The sequence below is a fragment of the Leucobacter japonicus genome, from assembly GCF_001273855.1.
In the GTDB taxonomy this organism is placed as follows: domain Bacteria; phylum Actinomycetota; class Actinomycetes; order Actinomycetales; family Microbacteriaceae; genus Leucobacter; species Leucobacter japonicus.
The window spans coordinates 143,769-161,836 of the sequence record NZ_JHBX01000076.1 but is presented as its reverse complement, the minus strand read 5'-3'; the positions used below and the strand labels follow the sequence as shown (position 1 = coordinate 161,836).

19 protein-coding genes and 1 tRNA gene are annotated in these 18,068 nt (G+C 68.1%); 12 read left to right on the top strand and 8 right to left on the bottom strand.

Annotated elements, in window-relative coordinates; translation table 11 throughout:
* Positions 1 to 79: 79 nt before the first annotated feature.
* The 4 genes from AMS67_RS00955 to AMS67_RS00940 all read left to right on the top strand — a co-directional run bounded on the left by AMS67_RS00955 (position 80) and on the right by AMS67_RS00940 (position 5,042).
* A complete protein-coding gene (locus AMS67_RS00955; protein WP_075201159.1) occupies positions 80 to 949 on the top strand; it encodes a CPBP family intramembrane glutamic endopeptidase in 870 nt (289 codons plus the stop codon).
* Between the two features lie 13 nt (positions 950 to 962).
* A tRNA-Met gene (locus AMS67_RS00950) sits at positions 963 to 1,036 on the top strand.
* A gap of 372 nt (positions 1,037 to 1,408) precedes the next feature.
* Positions 1,409 to 2,926: a collagen-like domain-containing protein gene (locus tag AMS67_RS00945; protein WP_082305199.1), complete on the top strand. Its 1,518-nt coding sequence runs from the start codon at positions 1,409 to 1,411 to the stop codon at positions 2,924 to 2,926.
* A 220-nt stretch (positions 2,927 to 3,146) separates the two neighbouring features.
* A complete protein-coding gene (locus tag AMS67_RS00940; protein ID WP_053385691.1) occupies positions 3,147 to 5,042 on the top strand; it encodes a hypothetical protein in 1,896 nt (631 codons plus the stop codon).
* A gap of 30 nt (positions 5,043 to 5,072) precedes the next feature.
* On the opposite strand, the gene AMS67_RS00935 is transcribed toward AMS67_RS00940, so the two are convergent.
* Both AMS67_RS00935 and AMS67_RS17930 read right to left on the bottom strand, forming a co-directional pair.
* Complete coding sequence (locus AMS67_RS00935; RefSeq protein WP_206541725.1) at positions 5,073 to 5,882, bottom strand: PaaX family transcriptional regulator C-terminal domain-containing protein; 810 nt, start codon at positions 5,880 to 5,882, stop codon at positions 5,073 to 5,075.
* Complete coding sequence (locus tag AMS67_RS17930; protein ID WP_053385690.1) at positions 5,879 to 6,475, bottom strand: GNAT family N-acetyltransferase; 597 nt, start codon at positions 6,473 to 6,475, stop codon at positions 5,879 to 5,881. Before AMS67_RS17930 ends, AMS67_RS00935 begins: the two co-directional genes overlap by 4 nt.
* 30 nt (positions 6,476 to 6,505) lie before the next feature.
* Between AMS67_RS17930 and AMS67_RS00925 the strand changes: the two genes are divergently transcribed.
* The gene (locus AMS67_RS00925; RefSeq protein WP_082305197.1) at positions 6,506 to 7,528 is read left to right on the top strand and encodes an alpha/beta hydrolase family protein; all 1,023 of its coding nucleotides are present in this window, start codon (positions 6,506 to 6,508) and stop codon (positions 7,526 to 7,528) included.
* A gap of 113 nt (positions 7,529 to 7,641) precedes the next feature.
* Positions 7,642 to 8,469, top strand: coding sequence for an isocitrate lyase/PEP mutase family protein (locus AMS67_RS00920; RefSeq protein ID WP_053385689.1), 828 nt, complete (start codon positions 7,642 to 7,644; stop codon positions 8,467 to 8,469).
* Here AMS67_RS00920 and AMS67_RS17790 read toward each other — a convergent pair.
* Positions 8,406 to 8,630, bottom strand: coding sequence for a hypothetical protein (locus AMS67_RS17790; protein ID WP_053385688.1), 225 nt, complete (start codon positions 8,628 to 8,630; stop codon positions 8,406 to 8,408). The genes AMS67_RS00920 and AMS67_RS17790 overlap by 64 nt on opposite strands.
* 158 nt (positions 8,631 to 8,788) lie before the next feature.
* Between AMS67_RS17790 and AMS67_RS00910 the strand changes: the two genes are divergently transcribed.
* On the top strand, positions 8,789 to 9,703 hold the full coding sequence (locus tag AMS67_RS00910; protein WP_156316480.1) for a CPBP family intramembrane glutamic endopeptidase: 915 nt from the start codon (positions 8,789 to 8,791) through the stop codon (positions 9,701 to 9,703).
* Between the two features lie 157 nt (positions 9,704 to 9,860).
* Here AMS67_RS00910 and AMS67_RS00905 read toward each other — a convergent pair whose 3' ends face one another.
* On the bottom strand, positions 9,861 to 10,598 hold the full coding sequence (locus AMS67_RS00905; RefSeq protein WP_370726575.1) for a GNAT family N-acetyltransferase: 738 nt from the start codon (positions 10,596 to 10,598) through the stop codon (positions 9,861 to 9,863).
* Positions 10,599 to 10,773: 175 nt separating this feature from the next.
* Between AMS67_RS00905 and AMS67_RS00900 the strand changes: the two genes are divergently transcribed.
* The 4 genes from AMS67_RS00900 to AMS67_RS17925 are packed head-to-tail and all read left to right on the top strand — an operon-like array spanning position 10,774 to position 13,857.
* A complete protein-coding gene (locus AMS67_RS00900; protein WP_053385686.1) occupies positions 10,774 to 11,367 on the top strand; it encodes a helix-turn-helix domain-containing protein in 594 nt (197 codons plus the stop codon).
* Positions 11,364 to 11,768: an antibiotic biosynthesis monooxygenase family protein gene (locus tag AMS67_RS00895; RefSeq protein ID WP_075201158.1), complete on the top strand. Its 405-nt coding sequence runs from the start codon at positions 11,364 to 11,366 to the stop codon at positions 11,766 to 11,768. The genes AMS67_RS00900 and AMS67_RS00895 overlap by 4 nt, the downstream gene beginning before the upstream one ends.
* Positions 11,765 to 12,661 (top strand): dihydrodipicolinate synthase family protein, encoded by an 897-nt coding sequence (locus AMS67_RS00890; protein WP_053385685.1) that lies wholly within the window; start codon positions 11,765 to 11,767, stop codon positions 12,659 to 12,661. The genes AMS67_RS00895 and AMS67_RS00890 overlap by 4 nt, the downstream gene beginning before the upstream one ends.
* 20 nt (positions 12,662 to 12,681) lie before the next feature.
* A complete protein-coding gene (locus AMS67_RS17925) occupies positions 12,682 to 13,857 on the top strand; it encodes an MFS transporter (protein ID WP_241487952.1) in 1,176 nt (391 codons plus the stop codon).
* 40 nt (positions 13,858 to 13,897) lie between these two features.
* Here the strand turns inward: AMS67_RS17925 and AMS67_RS00880 are convergent, their stop codons facing one another.
* The 3 genes from AMS67_RS00880 to AMS67_RS00870 are packed head-to-tail and all read right to left on the bottom strand — an operon-like array spanning position 13,898 to position 16,853.
* Positions 13,898 to 14,602 carry a glycosyltransferase family 2 protein gene (locus AMS67_RS00880; RefSeq protein ID WP_053385684.1) on the bottom strand — a complete coding sequence of 235 codons (705 nt, stop codon included), beginning with the start codon at positions 14,600 to 14,602 and terminating at the stop codon, positions 13,898 to 13,900.
* The gene (locus AMS67_RS00875) at positions 14,599 to 15,906 is read right to left on the bottom strand and encodes a PIG-L family deacetylase (protein ID WP_156316479.1); all 1,308 of its coding nucleotides are present in this window, start codon (positions 15,904 to 15,906) and stop codon (positions 14,599 to 14,601) included. Before AMS67_RS00875 ends, AMS67_RS00880 begins: the two co-directional genes overlap by 4 nt.
* Positions 15,903 to 16,853 (bottom strand): acyl-CoA dehydrogenase family protein, encoded by a 951-nt coding sequence (locus AMS67_RS00870; RefSeq protein WP_053385682.1) that lies wholly within the window; start codon positions 16,851 to 16,853, stop codon positions 15,903 to 15,905. Before AMS67_RS00870 ends, AMS67_RS00875 begins: the two co-directional genes overlap by 4 nt.
* A gap of 221 nt (positions 16,854 to 17,074) precedes the next feature.
* Between AMS67_RS00870 and AMS67_RS00865 the strand changes: the two genes are divergently transcribed.
* Positions 17,075 to 17,626, top strand: coding sequence for a Dps family protein (locus AMS67_RS00865; protein ID WP_053385681.1), 552 nt, complete (start codon positions 17,075 to 17,077; stop codon positions 17,624 to 17,626).
* Positions 17,627 to 17,641: 15 nt separating this feature from the next.
* On the opposite strand, the gene AMS67_RS00860 is transcribed toward AMS67_RS00865, so the two are convergent.
* Complete coding sequence (locus tag AMS67_RS00860; RefSeq protein ID WP_053385680.1) at positions 17,642 to 17,992, bottom strand: iron chaperone; 351 nt, start codon at positions 17,990 to 17,992, stop codon at positions 17,642 to 17,644.
* Positions 17,993 to 18,068: the final 76 nt, after the last annotated feature.

Below are 18,068 nucleotides of genomic sequence, written 5' to 3'. Positions count from 1 at the left end.
ATGTCCCCTGGGAAGGGGACAACTGGAGCGCCGTGCACGATATCGTTGGCCGCAGGATCCTGGAGACTGGAGTCGCCGCATGCACGAAGCCGAGCACGCCCTCACCGCAACCCCCTCAGCCTGGCGCCGCTTCTGGGAGCGGGGGGACTGGTGGCGGGCGATCGTGCTGGCCGCTGCTTACTACGCGGTCTACCAACTGCTGTCGCTCGTTGTCGTGCAGATCTTCCCCGCAGGCGGCGCATTACGCGGCGCAGCCGGCAGCCCCGCCGATGTGCTCATCGACACTGCACTGCCGATCGTGCTCGGCTCGATCGTGCTCGTGGCATTCGCCGGTTCGCTCGGGTGGCTGCGCGAGCTCTTCGGGACGCAGCGCTTGCGGGGGCGCGGATGGATGTGGATCGGCATCGGCGTCGTGCTGGTGATCAACGCGAGCGCGCTCGGCGCCGTCGACTACGCCTCAGCCGGTGGGGTATTGATCGCGACCTGGCTACTCACCGGGTTGTTCATCGGGTTCGCTGAAGAGCTGCTCACCCGAGGCTTCGTCGTGACCCTCATGCGCAAGGCCGGACACGGGGAGATCGCTGTGGCACTCGTCTCAGCCGCGGTCTTCGCCGCGCTGCACGCGGGCAACTTCTTCACCACTGACCAGGGCCTCGCGACGACCGCACTGCAGGTCGTCTACACCTTCGCCTTCGGCATCATCATGTACCTTGCGCTGCGACTCACCGGTCGGCTGATCTGGCCCATCTTGCTGCACGCGTCAACCGACCCGACGCTCTTCCTCTTCGGGGCGCACCCTGCGCAGGGTAATCCCCTCGCGCTCCTGCCCGCAGTGAGCACCTATCTCGTCATTGCGACCGGGCTCGTGCTGCTCGTCGTCTTCATCGTGAGCGAGCGGCGGCGCGCCAAGCAAACGCCTCGATTCGATCTTCCGACTTCCGCGCGCTAACCTGGAGGGGTGCCGCGGGGTGGAGCAGTTCGGTAGCTCGCCGGGCTCATAACCCGGAGGTCGTAGGTTCAAATCCTGCCCCCGCAACGATGAGAAAGGCCCCTGATCTGGATTCAGATCAGGGGCCTTTCGCTTGCTCTGAGCGATCGGGCTCCGCTGTGGGGGCTTACTGATCGCAGCTCCGCGATCGGTGCCAACTCTCGCGCTCGGACCAGCACGAATCGGTGTCACTTTGTGCACATTTCTGGCGTGGAATCGAGGGTGGGGCAGCACTTTTTGACACCAATCCTTGATGGGAGCGGCGCGCCAGGGCGGATTGGCCCGATTTGAGCGATCGGGCTCCCCCGAATACTCGACCCCCGCGTGGGGGTCATCGTCACTGACTGCTTCGCAACCACTTGGACTCCGTTTACATTTTGAGTGCTTGGGGGACTCTCTCGAAGTCGAAACGAGGTAGTGATGCAGTCAAGGAAGAAGCGTCTTGCGGCCGGGGTCGCCGCAACCACCATGCTGATGTCGAGCGTCGGGCTCGTGCTGTTCACCAGCACGGCGGCCAACGCCGCCGGTGAACCCGTATCGTGCATCGTGCCCGATGCACCTGCTGGCGCCAACGGTGTCGACGGCACGAACGGGCTCAAGGGAGCGATAGGCGCCACCGGAGCCACCGGCCCGCAGGGCCCCACAGGCCCGACGGGACCCGAAGGACCAGCGGGACCCATCGGCCCTGAAGGCCCGCAAGGCCCTCCCGGGCCTCCCGGCACGCCGGCGTCGATCGCCTCGCTCGCCGCCCTGCTCACCGGAGGCCTCGCTGTCGCCGAAGACTCGGCACTGCCCGACTGCGGCTCGTTCGCGCAGGTCTGCGTGATTCTCACGCCAGGGGCCGATGGAGTCGATGGCGAGCAGGGAATCGTCGGGGCAACAGGCGCACCCGGCGCAGACGGACCCGTCGGCCCGGTCGGCGAGATGGGTGATCCTGGCCCGGAAGGCCCAGCCGGCCCGATCGGAGCTGAGGGCGAAGCAGGCCCTCCCGGCACACCCGGCATTCCCGCAGGCGTGATCGCACCGCTGCTGAGCACGACGGCGCTGCGCGGTGTCGTGCAAAACGGTGGAGACTGCGCAGGATTCTCCGAGGCCTGCACCGTCGAGGTCGTTGGCCCTGACGGACGCGATGGAATGGCCGGCGAGAAAGGGGACACCGGTCAGAACGGACTCGACGGAGCAGCTGGAGCCCCAGGTGCGAAGGGTGATCCCGGACCCATGGGACCCGCCGGACCCACCGGGCCCACCGGACCCGCAGGACCCGCAGGCCCACCCGCGGTCATCGCGCTCTCAGCATCGACGGTGTTCTCTGCGGCGGCTTCGATCACCGCGAGCAATGGTGACGTCGTGACACTGCCGGCGAGCTGCTTCGCTTCGATCGACACTGGCGAGGACGATCTTGAGGGCTCGGCTGATGCCGGGAGCGATACCGACGCCGCGAGCGATACCGACGGCACCGCTGACGCGGGGGCCATCAACGCCGACGGCAACGCGAATGCGAGCGCCGCCGAGGGCAATGCTGCGTCAGACGGCGCATCAAGCGAGGGAGCAATCGACGCAGGCAGCACCTCGAGCGACGGCGCGAACACCGCAGATGGCACCGGCGGCTCAACCGGGCTCGGCACCGCATCGGGAACCAACGCCAGCGGCACCGCATCGGGAGCCACTTCCAGCGGCGCTGCAAACGGGACGGGCGCCAGCGGCGCAGCGAACGGCACAAGCGCCGGCAGCACGACCGGAGGCACGACTAGCGGTACCGCGTCATCGGTGACCGGCAAGACGCTCGCCAGCGGCCAGCACACCAGTGCGTCGACCGGCCTGGCTCGCACCGGCGCTGACAGCAACGTCCTTGCGCTCGCGGGTGCGGGTGCCGTGGTTCTGGCGGCCGGTGGGATCGGCCTGGCGATGCTCGCCCGGCGGAAGCGAGCAGAGAGCTAGACCACCCGACTCTGCTCGATACAACAGTGCCCCGGAGACGCGTTTCCGGGGCACTGTTGTATCAGCGCAAGGACGTCGAACCGAATCCGAACTTCGTTGAATCGCGAGACCGCACCGCACACCCGCGAATTTCAGATGATACTTAGGCAAGGCTAAGCTGAAAAGGTTGCGCTCTGACGTGCGCGCATCATTCGCCCGAGACCTCTGAAGGAGATCCCGCATGATCAGAACGAAGCGTGCCGCACCGCGGTCGCTCGCGGGGGCGCTCGCCGCCGCCCTCGTCGCCGCCGGCGCCGTGCTCGGCCTTGCCGCGCCGGCCACGGCTGTCGGCGCATCACTGACCCCGACGGCCACGGTCGTGCCAAATACCGAGGTTGCGGTCGCCGTCACCGGCGCCGGCTACGCAGATGCCCCGATCTACCCGGGCCAACAGAGCCGCAACGTCTACGTCGGGTTCGTCGAGGCCGGCAGCTTTGACGCCGACCAGACGACGACGCCCGCCGCCTCGCTCACGGTGTCACCCGAGGGCACGATCAGCGGCAGCCTCACCGTCGCAGCCACAGCGCTCGACCGCGCCAAGTCGTACGAGGTCATCGCTTGGCCGACGCGCTCCTTCCCCACGGCCGAGAACCTCATGGCACGCGCGGCGGTCGACATCGACTGGTCCGCGCTGTTTCCCGGCGACGGCGAGGGCGGCGAGAGCCCGCTCCCGGCACCGACCTTGACGGTCAGCCCGAATACCGATGTCGATCCCGCCGGCGCCACGCTCACGGTCGAGGGCCACAACTATCGCCCGAGCGAGACCGGCTCAGGCTTCGCGCTGCGATTCGGGTGGATCGCCGAGACCTGGAAGCCCACGGACGGCGCGACGAACTCCGCGCGCCCCTCGGTCGTCTTCACGACGGTGTCGAGCAAGCCCGACAACGACGCGAATGTGCAGTGGTCCGAGAACGCCGACGGCACCGTCGACTTCACCTGGAACGTCGAGGTGAGCCAGGCCGTCGCCGACGCCAAGCGCCCGGGCGACGCCTACCAGCTCGGCGTATTCACGTTCGGCAATCTTGCGACACAGGGGCTGCAGCCCGACAACGAGCTCTTCGTGCCGGTCACCTGGAAAGTCGCATCCGAGCCGCAGCCCGAGCCGGTCAAGGATCCGAAGATCACCGTCACCCCGAGCACCGACCTCGACCCCGCAGCCGCGCACACGCTCACCGTCTCGGCGACCGGATACACCGGCGACAGCGCGGTGAACGGCGCCTACGTGCTCTTCGGCGAGCAGAGCGTCTGGTCGGGCGTCGGCGCCCTGCCCTCAGAAGGATGGGTGCAGATGGCTTGGGTGCCGGCCCGTTCGATCACTAATGGCGCGTTCACCACGCAGCTTGAGGTGCCCGCGGGATCCCTCGACCCGACCAAGCGCTATCACGTCGCGACCTCGGCGGCCCACGCCCTGTCGATCACCGACCGATCGCTCGACGCGTTCGCCGAGGTGACCGTCGCGCAGCCGACGACCCCGACCGAGCCGACTGAGCCGTCCGTCGTGTTCCCCGTTTCGAGCACGGTCGCGCAGGGCGGCACGCTGACGTTCTCGGCCACCGGATTCGCGCCGGGCGATGCCGTGACCGCCGTGGCGCACTCCGAGCCCGTCACCATCGGCACCGAGATCGCCGATGCCGACGGGGCCGTATCGTTCGCCTGGACCGTGCCCACCGGCTTCGCGACCGGCGAGCACACCGTCGAGTTCAGCGTCAACGGCGAGGTCGTCGCCAGCGCACCGTTCACCGTCACCGCGGCCGCCACCACTGGCGCCGACGGAAGCGAGGGCTCAGCGGGCAGCGCCGGAGCCGGCAGCGCCGACGGCGCAGGGACCGCCGCAGGCACCGGTACTGCCACCGGCACCGGCACCGCGGCAGGCGAGTCCGAGAGCGGCGCGGGATCACCCGCCGTCTCCACCGGCGCCGGCACGGCTGGTGCATCCGCGACAGCGACCGCAGCCGCCGGCCAGCTCGCGACCACCGGCGCATCGGCCCCTGCCGCCGCACTGTGGGCGGGCGCAAGCCTGCTGCTCATCGGCGCCGTGGCGGTCTCGCTCGCTCGCCGACGCCGCACCGAGGTGTAGCGCTTCGACGCGCGAACCGCGGGGGCTGGCTCACTCGATGAGCCAGCCCCCGTACAGGTTCGGCCCATCCGTTGCGGTCGAGATCTCGTGCCACGCTGCACGCCAGGCATTCCGGGCATGCGGGGCGCGCCAGTTCGCATCACGCAGTTCGGCGGGCAGCAGTGGGTCGGGTCGCAATGCGCGCTCGAGCGCATCGGCGAGCTGCAGCAGGCTGCGCGTGCGCTCGGCCTCCGTTCGCGGCCGCGCGATGATCTCGGCGACCTCGCGTTCGAGCTGCGCGTACCCCGCGTTCACCGGCTCCGCCGGCCAGCAGCGTTCGGCGATGCGCTTCGGGTCGCGCTCGCCGCGCACCTGCAACTGCGCGGCGAGCGCGACCACGAGGTGATCCGCCGCATCGGCCGGCAGCAGCCCGCTCAGGTCGTGCGGTGAGCAGTACAACCCGGTCGCGAGTGCGACGGCGCCCGCTTCGGTGAGCCCACGGCGCAGAGCGTCGCGAATGCCCCGCTGCCCCTCGGTCGTGTGCACGGAGACCAGGCGCCAGTGGCCGTCCCAGGCAACCGCCCCGCGATCCTGATCACCAACGAATCGCACGATCGCGGCCTCGGCCGCCAAGCGCGCCGCGCCCGTGTCGGTCAGCGCGATCTCACCCGCTCGCCCCCGGCCCTGCTGCACGATCTCGCCCGCGGCGACCATGCGGCGAATCGCCAACCGCACCGGCTGATCTTCGACGCCGGCGGCCGCCGCGATGTCATAGAGCCCGGCCAGGCTCTGCGCGATACCCGGACGCAGCACTGCCTCAATGATGGTGCGCGGCGCGATCGCAGCCGCCGGCCCGTTCACACCGACACCGCCCGACGCAGCGTGGTGAAGCGTTCGAATCCGTAGAGCCATGCCAGCACGCCCATCGAGCCGTGATCGGTCGGGGTGAACCCGAGGCGACGATACAGCCGCTCGGCGCCGGGGTTCGCGTCGACGACCGAGAGTTGCACCGCGGTGAGCCCGAGTTCACTGGCGAGCTGCGACGCTGCGGCGAGCAGGGCCGACCCCACCCCGCGACCGCGATGTCGGGGCACGACGCAGATGCCGTCGAGCACGAGTCGCTGGTCACTGCCCGATCGGGCGAGCGGGGAGAGTACGGCCCACGCCCGCAGCGCAGCAGCTCGCGGCAGGTGACGGCGCAGCCCCGCCCAGTCGATGCGCAGCGCCCCACGATGCTCGTGCACCCAGCCGCAGACCCCGAGCACTTCTCTGGTGACGCGGTCGCGAGCGACCAGCACCCGATCGGGTTGCAGCGCCTGCGCCACCGTCGAATCGAGACGGTCTCGTGTCGCGAACGCGGCGCGCAACTTGCCGGCGAACGCCTCGGCGTACAGCCCAGCCACGGCCGCTCGTTCGGATTCGTCGAACCCGCGATCAATCGCAATCTCGTGCATGTTCTCAATTCTATCGCATATGCTACGAACGTGAAGAAGAAGAACTTTTGGCGTCGCCTCGCGGTCTGGCTCGGCGTCGCGGCGCTCGTGATCAGCACGGGTGGCGCCGTCGCCCTGGTCGGCAACGACTTCCGATACACCGAGAGCGCAGTCACGATTCCGCTGCCCGACGGGGGCTCGCTCGCGGGGGTACTCACCGAGCCGAAGCACGGAGACCCGCGCGGCCTCGTGGTCATGGTGCACGGCGATGGCCCGGTGACCGCAACGCAAGACGGGCTCTACAACCCCTGGTTCGAGGCCGCGGCCGACGCCGGGTTCGCGACCGTGTCGTGGAGCAAGGCGGGCATCAATGGTTCGAGCGGAAACTGGCTGGCGCAAACAATGTCGGATCGCGCCGACGAAGTGTCGACCGTCATCAATTGGGCGGTGCAGCGCGGCGGTTCGGAGGCCGATCGCATCGTGCTCTGGGGCGCCAGCCAGGCGGGGTGGGTGCTGCCGAAGGTGATGGCGGATCGCACCGACATTGACGGGGTCGTCGCCGTCGGCACGGCGATCAACTGGCTCGACCAGGGGCGCTTCAATCTGCTCGCCGAACTCGACGCTGCGAACGCCACTGAAACGGAGCGCGAAGCTGCGATCGCCACGAGCGACCGCGACCGCGAGCTGCTCGCTGCAAATGCCGAGTTCGCGACCTACGCTGCCGAAACCACCGACACCGAGCCGATGAGCGCCGAGCGCTGGGGGTTCGTGCACCGCAACTTCGCCGCCGACGCGACCGCCGACCTCAGCCGGGCCGCGCCGAGGCGCATCCCCGTGATGCTCATGGCGGGAACGCACGACCGCAACGTCGATGTCGACGAGACCGCGCGCATCTACCGAGACCTGCTCGGTGACGCGGTCACGGTGCGGCACTTCGACGCCGTGCACTCGCTCGCCCGCCCCGCGGTCGACGGTTCGGAGGCGTGGGGCATCGTTGTCGGCGCGTTCTGGCCGCGCGCACTGCTCGCCCCGGGAGTCACGGACGCGTACGCGGATTTCTTGCGGGCGCGATAGGCGGTGCGCACGCGCTGCGCCGCCGCCCGGAAGCATTGAGGCTGCACACGGCAGCTCACTGCCTCGTCCGAATTCCGCCAGCACCCACGCACAACTTGGTGTGTGCTGGTGGCATGCACTTCACCACAACAGACTTCGCCGCCGCTGCCCGCACATTCCGCGCACTGCACACCGACCCGAAACGCCCCCTCCTCCTCGCAAATGCCTGGGATAGCGCGTCGGCTCGCATCATCGAAAACGCCGGCGCATCAGCGATCGCCACCACCAGCGCCGGCGTCGCCTGGTCACTCGGCAGACCCGACGGCAATGCGTTGACGCGCGATGAGAGCATGGCGGCCATTGCGCGCATCGCCGGCGCCGTGTCGGTGCCCGTGACTGCCGACCTCGAAAGCGGTTACGGCACCACTCCGACGGAGGTCGGCGAGACGGTACGGGCCGCGATCGACGCAGGCGCTGTCGGCATCAACCTCGAAGACGGCACGCAGTCACCCGACGATTTCGCCGACCGACTCACGGCGGCCCGCGCGGCTGCCGACCGCACTGGGGTGTCAATCTTCATCAATGCCCGCACCGACGTATTTCTGGGCGGCCCGGCCGATCCCGAACACCTCGAATCAGAAACAGCAACTCGCGCAGCCCGGTATGTCGGCGCGGGCGCCGATGGCATCTTCGTGCCGGGCGTTACCAACGCCGCCGCGATCAGCGCGCTCGTAGCGGCGATCGACGCACCGCTCAACGTCATGGTCGGTGCGGGATCACCATCGGTCGCGACGCTGGCGAGCCTGGGGGTGGCACGCGTCAGCCTCGGCTCGAACGTCATTCAAGCAGCTTATGCCGTTGCGCAGCGAGCGGCGCGCGAGCTCTGGGAGCAGGGCACCTACGAGTCGGTCGGCGGCGCGCTCGAGTACGGGGAGATCGACGGGCTCTTCGCCCAGCGGTAACGGTTGACGGGGCGCGGGTCGAGCAGCATCCAACCCAACACCACGAGCGGCATCACGAAGTCGAAACCGGCAGGCGCGATTCCGGCGATGCGGAGTGGGATCAGCGCGAGCGACGCGGCGATCAGCGCGACCAGACCGATCAGAAACGTTGGCGACCTCAACCCGTCCGAGCACCCCTGCCAAGATGTGCCGGCGGCCAAGAACGGGTGCCAGTAGGTGCGTTCACAACAGAACAAACGAATGCGGCTGGGGGGGGTAGCTCTTCCGTCGCGCAGTTGCGAAGCAATATCTTTAGAACATTGCCAACCGAAAGGTCACCGTGAACACTCTGCGCAATCACCCATACATTGAGCAAGCACGTTCCGGAAAGAGAGTGACCCCATGGTGGGCGGCGCTACTCATCGTCCTCGCTTCGATTTTTCTCGTGCAGACCGTAGTCACTGCAGCCTTGACGATCATGTTTGCCCCACCTGCGGGTTCTGCTCTTGCTCAAATCCATGAGGGCATCGGCACCCTCATCGCAGCCCTCTTCATCTTCGCCTGGGTCAAACTCTTCGAGAGGCGCCAGGTTCGCACGCTGGGCTTCACCTCGCCGGGTCGGGGCATCCTGCTATTGATTCTCGGCTTTGTCGTCGGCATCGTGATGAACTCGATTCCGATTCTCTTTCTGTGGGCGACCGGGCAGTACGGGCAGGTCGACGGAGGTTCTGGCACGTCCACGGGTACTGGGGTTATTCCGCTCCTTCTGCTGCTTGCGCTTACCGTCGTTGCTCAAGGCTCGAACGAAGAGATATTGATTCGAGGCTTCGCGCTTCAAAGCTGGGGACAGAAGCTCCCTTCGTGGGTAGCAATTTTTGGTCTCGCGCTTCTCTTCGCCCTGCTGCATGGGGTTGCAACGAACCCCATTCCACTCGCCATGATCTTCTTCTACGCCGTGTTCGCCACATATGTTGTGCTGTGGCAGCGTTCACTCTGGCTCATCTGTGGCATCCACGCGGGCTGGAACTTCACAATGGGCAACATCTTCGGAATCCCAGTCAGTGGGCTCCCTGCGCACACCAACAGCCTCCTCTTCCTCGCCCCCGTCGATGGCTCGGCCGACTGGCTCACGGGCGGAGACTTCGGGACCGAGGGCGGACTGCCAGCGATGCTCACAATCCTTGCATCCGCGATCATCGCGTTCTCGCTGCACCGTCGCACATCTCGGCAACACCTTGCCCACCAGTCGAGCTAACCCGACGTTCTCCGGCCGGTTCCAGAACATGAATCCAACGGCGCGTTGACCGGCCGAGACGCCTTCGCTTCGAGACGCGAAACGACGTGCGGTTATGTGCCATGACTCCCCCTCTCATCCAGTGTCGCAGAGTTCGAAGGCCCGCGACACTGGGGGTTTACTCGGGGGTGCGCACCGAGGCGAACCCGACTTCGCGGCGCAGCGAGAAGCCGAGCCTGAGATACGCCGCGATCGCTCCGGTGTTCTCGGCGGATGCGTGCATGAACGCCCGGTCGCCGCGCTGCTGAATGTGGAAGGCAACGTCTGAGACCAAGCGCGAGGCGAGGCCCTGTCGGCGGTGATCGGCGTCGACCGCGACCGCACTGATCTCCGTCCATCCCTCGGGGTGCAACCGTTCGCCCGCCATCGCGATCAGCCGCCCGTCGCGGCGAACGCCGATGTAGCGGCCGAGCTCATAGGTGCGTGGCCGAAACGGGCCCGGCTGATTGCGCGCGACGATGTCGAGCATCTCCGCTGCGTCATCTGCGCCCAGTTCGATCGCCTCGGGCTCGGGCTGAGGCCGCAGGGCGTCGGTCTGCACGAGCTGCACACCTACTCCCCGAAAAAGCGTCTGCCAGCCCGCCGGCGGCTCGCCATCGAAATTGCTGAGGCCGAACTCCTGACCCGGCCCGATGAGCCGCAGCAGCTCCTGCCACACGTCGGGGTCATCCCACGTGCGCACCGCGACGAACGGTGCAACCTCTTCGGGGTACCGGCGCACGAGGTCGCCGCCGATCGCGAAGCCCGCGTGCGGGCCAGTCAGGGCGTGCCAAGCGGCGTTATCGAGCACGGGCACATAGGCCAGCTCGTCAGGGAGTTCGGGTGCGATGAGCGCGGGAGATTCTGCCACGGACACACCGTACGCCCACCATGCCGTGAGTGCGATCCACCTCGTCATGCTGCGCAATTTCGCCGCGGCCGGAAGCGCGTCTCCAGAAGCGCAGCACCGGCTGGTCGCCAGCAGAGTCTCTCTGCACCGTACCAGCCAATCGTGCACCTATATCGGTCACTGAGTGCACTATATTGATCACATGGAACGCGACCCAGAGGCACTCTCGCGCGAGATCGGCGATCGCGTGCGGCTACTCCGCGCGCGCCTCGGCTGGCCACTCACTCGGCTCGCCACCGAATCGGGTGTCAGTCGCACCATGCTGCAGGCGATCGAGCAGGGCAGTGCGAATCCCAGCATCGGCGTACTGCTCAAGCTCTCGAACGCTCTCGGTGCCGGGTTGCCCGAGCTGCTGGAGCCCGAGCCGCCGAGCGTCACCGCCGAGGTGACCCGCGCCGGCGACGGCACCGTGTTGTGGCAGGGCCCGCACGGGGGCAGCGGCGTCATCGTGGCGCGGGCCGATCCGCCCGACGTCATGGTGCTGTGGGAGTGGACGCTCGAACCCGGCGAGCGCCACGCGAGCGACCCGCACATCGGCGGCACGCGCGAACTGCTGCAGGTGCAGGCGGGCACGCTCTGGCTCGAGCACGACGGCGCCGAGTATCGGCTCGACGCGGGCGACTCACTCATGTTCCACGGCGACGCTCCGCACGCCTACGGCAACCGCGGCGAGCGCGCCACCCGATTCCTCCTCACCGTGATCGAGCCGACCCCCATACGAAAGGCACTGGCATGACGCGACCGAAGTACAGTTCCACGTTCATCTTTGAGGTGGGCACCCTCACCGACGAGTTTCACCGCATCGACAGCGAAATCGCGCGACGCGCACGGGTGATCCCGGGGTTTCTCGGCGAAGAGGCCTGGCACAACGAAGAAACCGGCCTGCACGCCGAGGTCTACTACTGGTCGACCCGCGAAGCCCTCAAGGAGCTCGCGACCATGGACATTCACCGCCTCGCGAAGAGCCGCTACGGCGAGTGGCTCGGCGAGTACCGCGTGGTGATCTCCGAGGTGCAGTCGGTGTACGGCAACCCCGCGCTCGGGCTCGAGCACGTGCCGGCCGGCGATCCTGTCCCCGCAGAAAACAACACCAGCAGCAGCGAACCCAGCACCGACCCCGAAAGCAGCGACGCATGATTACCGGAATGAGCGCCTTCCCCATCACCCCGCTCCATGACGACCGCATCGACAAGCCGGCGTTCACGAACCTGATTCGCCGCCTCGTGGCTGCCCGCGTCGACTCGATCACGGTGCTCGGCTCGACCGGATCGTACGCGTACCTCACCGCGGAAGAGCGCGCGATCGCGGTGCGCATCGCGGTCGAGAATGCGGGATCGATCCCAGTGTTCGTGGGCGTCGGCGCACTGCGCACCTCGCACGTGCTCGACCACATCGAGCGGGCAGAAGCGGCGGGCGCGAGCGGGCTGCTGCTCGCGCCGATGTCGTATCAGCCGCTCACCGAAGACGACGTGTACGAGCTCTTCCGCACCGTGAGCACGCACACCGATCTACCCGTCATCGTCTACGACAACCCGGGCACCACGCACTTCCAGTTCTCGCACGAGCTGTACGCGCGCCTCGCGAAACTGCCCGGGGTCGCGTCGATCAAGATTCCGGGCGTACCGACCGACCCCGACGATGCCCGCGCGCTGGTCGCGCAGATCCGGGCCGAGGTTCCGGAGCACATCAGCATCGGCGTCTCGGGCGACCGCTTCGCCGCGCAAGGCTTCGCAGCCGGGTGCGACGCCTGGTACTCGGTGATCGGCGGCACGCTGCCCGAGGCCGCGCTCAGCATCTCCCGACCCGCCATCGACGGCGACTTCGCGGCGGCCCAACGCGCATCTGACGCGCTCGAACCGCTGTGGAATGCGTTCGCAGAGTTCGGCGGCAGCTACCGCGTCACCGCCGCGATCGCCGAACACTTGGGGCTCGCGCAGCAAAACTCGCTGCCACTGCCCATTCAGGGGCTCACTCGCACGCAGCGCGCGGAGGTGGCGACGCTCATCGGCACCCTCGACCTCACGAAGTAGGTGACGGAGGGTTCGCCGCAGTGACGCGCACCCCGGGGCCCGGTGGGCTCGTTCGCTATGTCTTCGCCGCCACGCTGGTGCGCAGCGCCGACGGTGGCGCGGTCGTCGCCGTCGTGCTGCTCGCCCAGGCGAGTGGGCTCTCCCCCTTGCTCGCCGGCCTCATGGGGGCATCGATCACCGCACCGCACTTGCTCGGCCCGTTCATCTCTCGTCGCCTCGACACCTCACCCGACGGGCGCCGCGTCATCGCGTTTTCGGCCGCCGCGCACGGGCTGCTGCTCGGCGCAGCCGGCCTGCTGCTCGGGGCGACCTGGCCAATCGTGCCGGCGGCACTGCTCATCGTGTCGGGGCTGTTCGGCCCGATGCTCACGGGCGGCATCAGCAGCCGCCTCCCATCGATCGCCGGCCCGTCGCAGACCTCGCAGCGTCGCGCGCAGAGCTGGGACGTCGCGAGCTACGGCCTCAGCGGAACGCTCGGCCCCGCGGTCGTCGCGTGGATCGCCACCTCGTGGTCGCCGCTCGCCGCAACCCTGGTGCTCGCGATCGCCGCGATCGTCGGGTCGGGTGCGGTGCTGCTGCTCCCCCGGCAGGCGCCACCGAGCGCCGCCGGCGAGGTGCCGTCGCCGGGTCGCACGCTCCGGATCATCCTCCGTTCCGGCGCGCTCCGCCGCACCTTGATGCTGACCATCGTCGTGGCGTTCTCGGTCGCTGCACTCCCGATCTACGCGGTCGCCGTCGCTCCAGGCTTCGGCGGCGCCGAGCTCGCGGGGTTGCTCGTCGCCGGGTACGGCATCGGCAACCTCGTGGGTTCGGGGGCGCTGATGATCCGCCCCCTGCGCGGCAATGCCGACGTGCTCACGGGTGTGCTCGCGCTCGTCGTCGCCGGCACGCTGGGCATCATGCTCGCCCCGCAGTCGGCCGCGCTGAGCGCCATCGCGTTCGCGGTCGCCGGCGCCGGCAACGCGCTGTTCTTCGCGGCGACGCTCGCGGCGCGCAGCGAGTTCGCTCCCGCAGAGGCGCGCGGCCAGGTGTTCATCTGGGTCGGTGCCCTGAAGATCGCTGCCGGATCGGCCGGCACCGCGACCGCGGGAGCGCTCATCACGTTCGGCGCGTCCGTACCGGTCGCCGCGTTCGCGGTGCTGACAGCACTCGTCGGGGTCTGGTGCGTGGTGGAACACCGAGTGGGGCGGGGGTAGACCGCGCGAGAACGCTCGTGCGCACCGCCGGATCAACTCATCACACCGTCGCAGCACCCACCGACATCGCGGCACGCTCCGCCCGCAGGTACCCCGCGAAGCCGCCCCGTGTGCGCCCCTCGAGTCGCGCCGACGTCTGCACCGGGGCCGCTTCGGAGAAGTGCACCCGGGCACCCCGCAGCTGTTCGATGCGCCGCACCAGTTCGACGTCCTCGTGCTCGACGAGCGGAGCAAACCCTCCGACGTGCAGATAGGTCGTGGCGCGCACGCCGAGGTTCGCCCCGTAGATCTCGGTGCGCACGCGGCCCGGTGGGTGCGCGTGCGCCCACTCTTGCTGCAGTGCGCGCGGGTATTCCTCGGGATGCGGAACGACATCCCCAAGCACGAGGTCGCACCCCCGCTCAGCGAGCGAGATCTGCTGCACGATCCAGTCCGCTGGCACGACCGAGTCGGCGTCGGTATTGGCGATCCACACCCGGCCCGTGTCCGCGCCGCAACGCTCCAGCGCGCTCCGCACTCCGGTAGCTCGGCCCACTCCCACGTTCGCCGCGTTAACCTCGACGACGCTCACTCCCCGAAACTTCAGCGCCCGCTCGACCGTACTGTCGGTGCAGCTGTCGGCGACGAGCGTGACCGTTACGGGGACCGGGCACCGCGATGCCGCAACGCGCACAGCAGACAGGCATGCCTCGATGCGGTCTTCCTCGTTCTTCGCCGGGATCACCACGGCGACGTGTGTGATCACGTCAGCCCCTCGCGCGCCGCGACCGATCGGCCGTCGCGCCCGAAGACCTCGAGCACGAAGTCTTCCTCCGTGTGCGCGACGAGCCGATGCCAGCGCTCTTCGCGCAAGATCGCGTGCACACGGTCGCCGCTCAGACGATGCCCCGCGACCGGATACCGCCAGTGGCACGCGACCAGGAGCCCGTCGGCGGTGAGGTGATCCCGAATCCGCGTGCGGATCTCTCGCAACTCGGGCTCGCCCCAGTAGTAACCGACTTCGGACAGCACGATCAGATCGAACTGGCCCTCAGGAAAATCTGCGAGCACATCGCGCACCCCGAAACGCACATGCGCTGGCACAGACGCGCTCGCCTCGGCGATCGCGCGCTCCGAGATATCGACGGCGAACACATCATCGCATCGCTCGGCGAGCATCTCGGTGAGGTGCCCGACCGAGCACCCGATCTCGAGGGCGCTGGTGAAGCGCTGACGCGTCAGCGACGCCAGAGTGATGGCGCGCTTGCGTGACTCGTACCAGCGGGTGCGAAAACTCCACGGGTCGGCGGAGTTCGCGTACAACGATTCGAAGTAGTCAGCGCCGAACGCTTCGGTCGACGCAACGAAATATTCGACCGGCCGGCGGAAGTGTTCGAGGAAGTCCGCACGCAGCAACGGGGCTGCCTGCGCCGCTACCGGCACGCGGATCTGCGAGGTGAATGCCTCGATTGCCCGCTGTTTGATGCCGGCGTCGATCTCAACCGCGACAAGGTCTCGCCAGGGGGTCGCATCGTGATCGGGCGATGCCCAGTGCCACATCCAGATCGGGTATTCGAGCACGGTACGCCCACCCGAGTGCCGCACGGCGAGCTCGCCCACCACCCGATGATCGGGGTGCGCATCGCCACGCCAGGGCGCCACCACGAGTGCCCCGGAGGGTGCCGCGCCCAGGATGCCGGCGATTGCTGCAGAGACCTCGGCAGACTGCGCTTCGGCACGGCCGTCGGAGAAAGCGAGCCAACTCAGCACGATATCGGGGTGCAGGATCCGCAGCGCCTCCTGCAGCTCCCGCTGTCGCGTCGCGGCGAGGTCGGGCACGTTGTCATGCGAAGCCGCGCCGTCGGTGACACAGATCACCTGCATCGGAATCCCCGCGTCGGCACAGCGGGAGATCAGCCCACCGGCTCCGAGCGTCTCGTCATCGGGGTGCGCGGCAAACACGAGCACCGCCGGATACTGCATCGGGTCGAACTCCGGGAGTGCAGCGAGTCGCGCATCGTGCTCCCAGGTGGCTCGCGACGTGCCCGGCTCTGCCGCGTCAAAGGTCACCACTGCAGGGTCTCCGCTTGCAGAAGCAGTGTGCCCTGCGCGGCGTCATCACGCTCGGCATGGTGCTGGCGGATGTAGAGTTGCAGGTCGCTCACGCGCTTGGCATGATCCTCATTCATCGCGAGCGGTGCCGGACCGAGTGCATGCCCGACACGCCAGATCGTCTCTTCGCAGGTGCGAGCGACCAGGGAGCGCACTCGGTACGCCAGCAGCGGGCCGTTCACCTCGCGGCGCTCGTCGATCGCGTCGGCAGCATTATGCAGTGCCAGTCGACACGCGTGAAGCAGGGTGTCGAGCGTACCGAGATGCGCCGCGCGATATGGACCAGGCTTTGCGGCAGCAGCGCTCTGGAGCGTACGCATCAGACCGATCGCTCCGCCGAGCCAACAGGCCGCGACGCCGATACCGCCCCACCAGAATCCATCGCGTTCGAGATACCAGCCCGGCCCACCCACCGGTGTTGCCCGCACAGTGTCAAATGAGACCGGCCCGCTGGGAATCTCGACGAGCCCGCGCGCCATCCACGCCCCCTCGCGCACCTGCACCCCCGCATCGCGCAGATCAATCGCAAAGAGACGCGGCCCCGCATCGGTGGCAGCGGTGACCAGCGCACCGTCGAGCTCAGTCGCGAGCGAGCACCAGAGCTTCTCTCCGGTGATCGCCCAATCGTCACCAGTGTTCACCGCGACGACCGGGCACGGGCCGCCCTCTGAAGCAAAGACGCCCCACGCACCCTTCGGAAGCGGCAGGCCCGCCTGAGTGAAGATCGCACACGCATCGAGATGCGGCTCTATTGCTCGCGCAACTGCCAGATCCGCTGCGGCGAGCGCCGCGAGGTGATCCCACAGCCGTCGCGTCGCCCCCAGGCCCGGCGAGGGAAACTCGGGTGCGATGCGCTGCGCATGCTCGAATGCTTCGGCAACGCTCTGCGGTGGGCGATCCTCCATGCCATTCCCTTCTCTGGATGCGCGGGCAGCTCCGTGCCCTCACGCTTCGCATCCTGAGGCCGGGACGCACCACCGACAAGGGGATTGCGTGAGCGAGCTCGCGTCCGAGCAACCGTCTCGGCACGGTTCTCTCTCGCGCCGCTCACACCGTGTCAACCCCGCTGCCAAACCGGCGGCGCGACCGTACCGTCGAAGGCGTACACCAACGAGAGGACATTGCTATGGCAAACAGCACCGCACCCCGCAATCAGCGCCGCGCAGCTCGTGGAGGATCGGGCGCCGGCCTCACCGACGAGCAGAACGCCGAGAGTGGATTCCAGGCGTCGCAGCAGCTCAGCGACAACCTGCAGAAAGTGCTCGTCGACCTGATTGAGCTGTCGCTGCAGGGCAAGCAGGCGCACTGGAACGTTATCGGCCAGAACTTCCGCGACACGCACTTGCAGCTCGACGAGATCATCGATGCGGCGCGCGAGTTCACGGACACCGTTGCCGAGCGCATGCGCGCCCTGCACGCGCTGCCCGATGGCCGCAGCGACAGCGTCGCCGAAACCACGAGCCTCCCCGAGTTTCCGCAGGGCGAGATCGCCACAAAGGAAGTCATCGACCTGATGACGGAGCGGCTCGAGGCCACAATCGGCACCTGCCGCGGGGTGCACGACGAGGTCGACGATGAGGATCCGACGAGCGCCGACATCTTGCACGCCGTGCTCGAGCGCCTCGAGCAGCTGTCGTGGATGGTCAGTGCGGAGAACCGCACGCCGAAGAAGAAGTAAGGAATCTGTTCGCCGTCAGGGAGCAGCATCCCGGGAGGCGTGCACGAGCCGCGCGACGAGATCGTCAGGGATCGGCTTACCTACCGGGAAGGCGATGCCGGTCTTGGTGGGCTTCAGCCCGATCTCGGCGAGTTCGTCGGCGTGCGCGCTGATCGCGACGGGTGAGAGATAGAGGCCGCACTGCTTACTGAATGCGGCGTAGCTCGCGACGATGGTCTCTCCGATACGAAAGCCGGGCATGTCGTACTTGATGATCTGCTCCGCCTCGGGCAGCGCACGCGCAATGACCTCGCGCAGTGCAGTTAGCACGGGGCGAAACCGCTCGGGAGCGTCGTCGATGTACTCGTCGTGGCTGGCGTACGTCATGCAGTCAGTATTCGGCGACGGGGCGCCGTCGCGCAAGGACGGGCTCGACGGCGCGTTACACCCGCGACATCCGTGT

Excerpts from the sequence above, each read along its gene's own strand:
- AMS67_RS00895 (WP_075201158.1), top strand. The coding sequence starts at position 11,364 with ATGACGCGACCGAAGTACAGTTCCACGTTCATCTTTGAGGTGGGCACC.
- AMS67_RS00945 (WP_082305199.1), top strand. The coding sequence starts at position 1,409 with ATGCAGTCAAGGAAGAAGCGTCTTGCGGCCGGGGTCGCCGCAACCACC.
- AMS67_RS00890 (WP_053385685.1), top strand. The coding sequence starts at position 11,765 with ATGATTACCGGAATGAGCGCCTTCCCCATCACCCCGCTCCATGACGAC.
- AMS67_RS00900 (WP_053385686.1), top strand. The coding sequence starts at position 10,774 with ATGGAACGCGACCCAGAGGCACTCTCGCGCGAGATCGGCGATCGCGTG.
- AMS67_RS00940 (WP_053385691.1), top strand. The coding sequence starts at position 3,147 with ATGATCAGAACGAAGCGTGCCGCACCGCGGTCGCTCGCGGGGGCGCTC.
- AMS67_RS17930 (WP_053385690.1), bottom strand. The coding sequence starts at position 6,475 with ATGCACGAGATTGCGATTGATCGCGGGTTCGACGAATCCGAACGAGCG.
- AMS67_RS00860 (WP_053385680.1), bottom strand. The coding sequence starts at position 17,992 with ATGACGTACGCCAGCCACGACGAGTACATCGACGACGCTCCCGAGCGG.
- AMS67_RS00865 (WP_053385681.1), top strand. The coding sequence starts at position 17,075 with ATGGCAAACAGCACCGCACCCCGCAATCAGCGCCGCGCAGCTCGTGGA.
- AMS67_RS00920 (WP_053385689.1), top strand. The coding sequence starts at position 7,642 with ATGCACTTCACCACAACAGACTTCGCCGCCGCTGCCCGCACATTCCGC.
- AMS67_RS00870 (WP_053385682.1), bottom strand. The coding sequence starts at position 16,853 with ATGGAGGATCGCCCACCGCAGAGCGTTGCCGAAGCATTCGAGCATGCG.
- AMS67_RS00955 (WP_075201159.1), top strand. The coding sequence starts at position 80 with ATGCACGAAGCCGAGCACGCCCTCACCGCAACCCCCTCAGCCTGGCGC.